This is a genomic window from Steroidobacter sp., from assembly GCF_016790065.1.
Taxonomy (GTDB): Bacteria; Pseudomonadota; Gammaproteobacteria; order Steroidobacterales; family Steroidobacteraceae; genus Steroidobacter.
In genome coordinates this window covers 1-4,734 of record NZ_JAEUPY010000634.1, presented here as the reverse complement: position 1 = coordinate 4,734, position 4,734 = coordinate 1, and the positions used below count along the sequence as shown (strand labels likewise).

Genomic DNA, 4,734 nt, shown 5'->3' with positions numbered 1-4,734 from the left:
CAGCTCGGTGCGCTTCCACTCTGCGAGAGTAAGTATCCGGCGAGCAGGAAGGCCCCGCACGCGAGCGCGAAGTACAGCTCCGTGTGTTCGCCGAAGAAGCGCGACCCGTGCGACTCCTCGCCTTTCGAAGGAGCGCCCGTCATGCGGGCGCCCCCGACTCCGGTGTGGCCACCGGGTCGTCATGTGTTTTCGAACGCTTCTCGGGATCCCGTCCGTGGACCATGCGATACAGGCCCGGCAACACGAGCAGTGTCAGTATCGTGGACGAGATGATGCCGCCGATCACGACGGTGGCCAGCGGACGTTGCACTTCCGCACCCGTGCCCGTATTGAGCGCCATCGGGACGAAGCCCAAGGAAGCGACCAACGCGGTCATGAGCACCGGACGCAAGCGTGTCAGCGCACCTTCGACGATGGCGTCATCTAACGTCCGGTCTTCCGCACGCAACGAACGAATGAAGCTCACCATCACAAGTCCGTTCAACACGGCCACGCCAGACAACGCGATGAAGCCCACCCCAGCCGAGATCGATAGCGGAATATCTCGCAACCAGAGCGCAAGCACACCGCCTGTCAACGCGAGCGGCACACCGGAGAAAATCACCAACGCATCGCGTACGCTACCGAAGGCGAGAATGAGCAATCCGATGATCAGCACCAGCGTCACTGGCACCACGACCGATAAGCGCTTGCTCGCAGACTCCAGTTGCTCGAAGGTGCCGCCGTAATCCAGCCAATAGCCCGGCGGGATGGTGAGTTTGCTCACCGCCGCCTGAGCATCGGCGACGAAGCTCCCCAAATCCCGATCACGCACGTTGGCGGTCACGACGATGCGACGTTTGCCATCCTCGCGGCTGATCTGGTTCGGTCCTGGCGCAATCTTCAGTTCCGCCACTTCCATCAACGGGATACTGCCGCCGTCCGCGAGATTGATCGGCAGACGTTCGAGCGCCCGCAAATCATCTCGCTGCGTTTCCGGCAGACGGACCACGATCGAATAGCGGGCGTCACCTTCGAAGATCTGCCCCACTTCTCGTCCGCCAAGCGCGGTCGCCACGGTTTCCTGCACATCGGCGAGCGCGATGCCATAGCGCGCCAGCGCCTCGAGCTTCGGCTGCACAGACAATACCGGCAAGCCACTCACCTGCTCGACTTTCACATCGGCGGCGCCTTGCACGCCGTTCAACGCGGCGGCAATCTGATTACCCGAACGCAGCAACGTCGTCAGGTCATCGCCATACAACTTGACGGCGAAGTCCGAGCGCACGCCGGAAATCAGCTCGTTGAAACGCAGCTGAATCGGCTGGCTCAGCTCGAAGCTGTTGCCGGGCAGTTGCTCGAGCGCCTCTTCGATCTCCGTCGTGAGCTGCGCCTTCGACTTCTTCGGATCGGGCCACTGATCCTGTGGCTTCAACATCACGTAGCCATCGGAGATGTTCTGCGGCATGGGATCGGTCGCCACCTCGGCCGTACCTGTACGCGCAAACACGGTCGAGACTTCGGGGAATTTCATGAGCCGAGTCTCGATCTGCTTCTGAAATTCCAGCGACTGCGTGAGCCCAGTCGCCGGAATGCGTAGCGCCTGCACCGCCAGATCTCCCTCGTTCAGACTCGGGACGAACTCGCTGCCCATGCGACTGGCAATCACGCCGCAGACGAGCACCAAAGCAACCGCGCTGGCAACGAGGGCAACGCGCGCCTTGAGCGCGAAACGAAGCAAGGGCTCGTAGCCGCGACGCGCCGCGGACAGCACGATGTTGTGCTTTTCTTGCACCGGCCCCTTGAACAGCATCGCGACGCCCGCGGGAACGAAAGTGACGGAGAGAATGAGCGCCGCGATCAGCGCCATGATCACCGTCTGTGCCATCGGGTGGAACATCTTTCCTTCCACGCCTTCGAGCGCAAAGATCGGCACGTACACCGCGGTGATGATGAATACACCGAACAGGCTCGGGCGAATCACCTCGGCGGTCGCTTCATACACTGTTGAGAAGCGTTCGCGCAGCGAGGTTGCCCGGCCCTCACTGGCTTCGGACAGTCGGCGCAGACAGTTCTCGACGATGATCACGGCACCATCGACGATCAAGCCGAAGTCGAGTGCACCGAGCGACATCAGGTTCGCGGACACTTTCGTCTGCACCATGCCGGTGATCGTCATCAGCATGGCGATCGGAATCACGGCCGCCGTCAGCACCGCCGCCCGTAGATTGCCGAGCAACAGGAACAGAATGACGACGACGAGCAACGCGCCTTCGAGGAGGTTCTTCTGCACCGTCGCAATCGCCTTGTCGACCAGCACGGTGCGATCGTAGGCCGTCACCACCGTCACGCCTTTCGGCAGCGAAGTGTTGATCTTCTCCAGTTGCTGAGCCACGTTCGCGGCGACGGTGCGACTGTTCGCTCCGATCAGCATCACCGCCGTACCCAAGACAGTTTCGTGACCGTCTCTTGTGGCGGCGCCGGTTCGCAGCTCCTTGCCCAACGCCACTTCGGCCACGTCCCCCAGCGTGATCGGGAAACCGTCGCGCGTGGCGATCACAAGCTTGCGCAGGCCGTCGGTGTCGCGCACCTGGCCGGGAATGCGCACCAACAATTGTTCGCTGTTGCGTTCGAGATAACCCGCGCCTTGATTAGCGTTGTTGCGTTCGATCGCCTTCGCCACGTCATCGAGCGTCAATCCATACGACAGCAACCGACCGGGATCGGGCAGCACGTGATATTGCTTGGCGTAACCACCGATGCTGTTGACCTCGGTGACGCCAGGGACTTGCAACAGCTGCGGGCGGATCACCCAGTCCTGCAGCGAGCGCAGCGCCATCGAATCGTAAGGCGTGCCGTCCGGCTGTCGCGCGGTCGGTTCCGCTTCGACCGAGTATAGAAAGATTTCGCCCAGACCCGTCGCAATCGGCCCCAATGCGGGATCAATCCCTTCGGGCAGTCGACTACGCGCCTGTTGCAATCGTTCGTTGACCAGATTGCGCGCGAAGTAGATGTCCGTGCCCTCGGCGAACACCACCGTGACTTGAGACAATCCGTAGCGCGAGATAGAACGTCGATATTCGAGGTCTGGCAGGCCGGTGATCGCCGTTTCGATAGGCACCGTGATGCGCTGTTCGACTTCCAGCGGAGTGTAACCGTCCGCCTGGGTGTTGATCTGCACCTGGACGTTGGTGATATCGGGCACGGCGTCGATAGGCAGCTTCTGGTAGTTCCAGACACCGAGGGCCATCAAGGCCAGCATCGCCACCATGATCAGAATTCTTCGCTCGATAGCGAAGCGCAATAGTGATTCAAGCATGTGTGAGGTCTCCTGGGGCGGCTATCACGAGCGAGAGCGGATCAGTGACCATGCTCTGCCTCGCCCTTGCCCATCTCGGCCTTCAACACAAAACTTCCCTGCCCGATGACGGTCTCGCCCGCGACGAGACCCGCTAACACCTCGGTGACCTCTCCATCACTACGTCCCACGCTCACGCGACGCGGCTCGATCCCGTCTTTGCTTTCAACAAACACGGACGGCCCGCCTTCCAAGTCCTGCAGCGCCACGGCCGGCACGGCGACCGCCACTGCCGATTCACCGATCGCTACTTCGCCGCGAACGTACAGGCCGGGTGACCACCGTTGATCACGGTTATCCAACAACACGCGCGCCGTCAGGCTTTGCGTTTGCGTACTACCCAGCGGAGAAACAAACACGATCTTTCCTTCGCTCACTGGCCCGCCGTCGGTCGTTTGTATGCGCACCGATTGTCCAACCCGAACACGGGCTCGATCGCGAGGAAACAAGGAGAGTTCGACCCACACCGAGCTCAGGTCGGCCACGGTGAACAGCGGCTGCGATTCCGCCTGTTCGCCGGGATTAGTCATTCGATCGGTAACGACGCCACCCAACGGACTGCGCACCGAGTATTCCTGTAGGCTCTCGTTGCTCTCGACGGTTGCGAGCGTTGCTCCTTGCGAGACAGAGTCGCCGATCTTCACGCCGACCGTCCGAACGACGCCTGGAAACCGAGCCGTCACGCTACGAACACGTTCCGCATTCGGCTTTACGAGGCCGTAGAGCTGGATGGTGTCCTTCAACGTAGCGGGGCCCGCCGAGGCAGTGACGAGCTTTGCGGCTTCACGCGCCTCGGCGGTGAGCTTGATTCTCTCGGGACCCTCCTCCGCGTGGCCACCCTCGGACTCGTGCTGATCCCCCTCGGTGTGCTGCTCGCCTTCCTGGTGAGGACTCCCTTCGGAGTGCCCCTTGGCATCGTCGTGAGCATGACCTTGCTCATCCTTGTGCGCGTCCGACCCACAGGCCGCAAGGACAATGAAGCTCGCCAGCAGCAGCGACTGCGGGATCCGACGCAACGCGTTATTGATCGTGGAATTCATGGACGTTCTCATTACAAGCTTTAAGGAGTGGGTTGCGAGAGAGCGGCGCCCGTCACGCGCTCGATCTCAATCAGCATTCGGTGAAAGTCGGCGGCGGCATCGATGGCGGCCGAACGCAGCGCGAGCACTTCTTCCTGCGCCGTCGCCAATTCGAGAAACGAAAACCGCCCCCGCTCGTAGCCGCCGCGCGTCTGGTCCAACGCGACTTGCGCTTGCGGAAGCGCTTCGTTACGTAGTGTTTCGACACGTGCGCCGGCGGTGGTCATCTCTTGATACAACGACAAGAGTGCCGAGCGAGCATTGAGTCTCGCCGCCTCACGGAGCGCATCGTTCTGCGAGAGCCGCACCTGCGCCTCG

At 61.7% G+C, this 4,734-nt stretch carries 3 protein-coding genes; all 3 read right to left on the bottom strand.

The features are described 5' to 3' along the window. Window positions 1-139 precede the first annotated feature (139 nt). On the bottom strand, window positions 140-3,298 hold the full coding sequence (locus JNL55_RS26155; protein ID WP_293861375.1) for an efflux RND transporter permease subunit: 3,159 nt from the start codon (window positions 3,296-3,298) through the stop codon (window positions 140-142). 41 nt (window positions 3,299-3,339) lie between these two features. Beyond that, window positions 3,340-4,377, bottom strand: a complete 1,038-nt coding sequence (locus JNL55_RS26150; RefSeq protein ID WP_293861372.1) for an efflux RND transporter periplasmic adaptor subunit — start codon at window positions 4,375-4,377, stop codon at window positions 3,340-3,342. A gap of 20 nt (window positions 4,378-4,397) precedes the next feature. Continuing rightward, window positions 4,398-4,734: TolC family protein (locus JNL55_RS26145; RefSeq protein ID WP_293861369.1), on the bottom strand; the 337-nt coding region annotated here is incomplete at its 5' end.

Coding starts and splice junctions, on each gene's coding strand:
- JNL55_RS26155 (WP_293861375.1), bottom strand. CDS start 3,298: ATGCTTGAATCACTATTGCGCTTCGCTATCGAGCGAAGAATTCTGATC.
- JNL55_RS26150 (WP_293861372.1), bottom strand. CDS start 4,377: ATGAATTCCACGATCAATAACGCGTTGCGTCGGATCCCGCAGTCGCTG.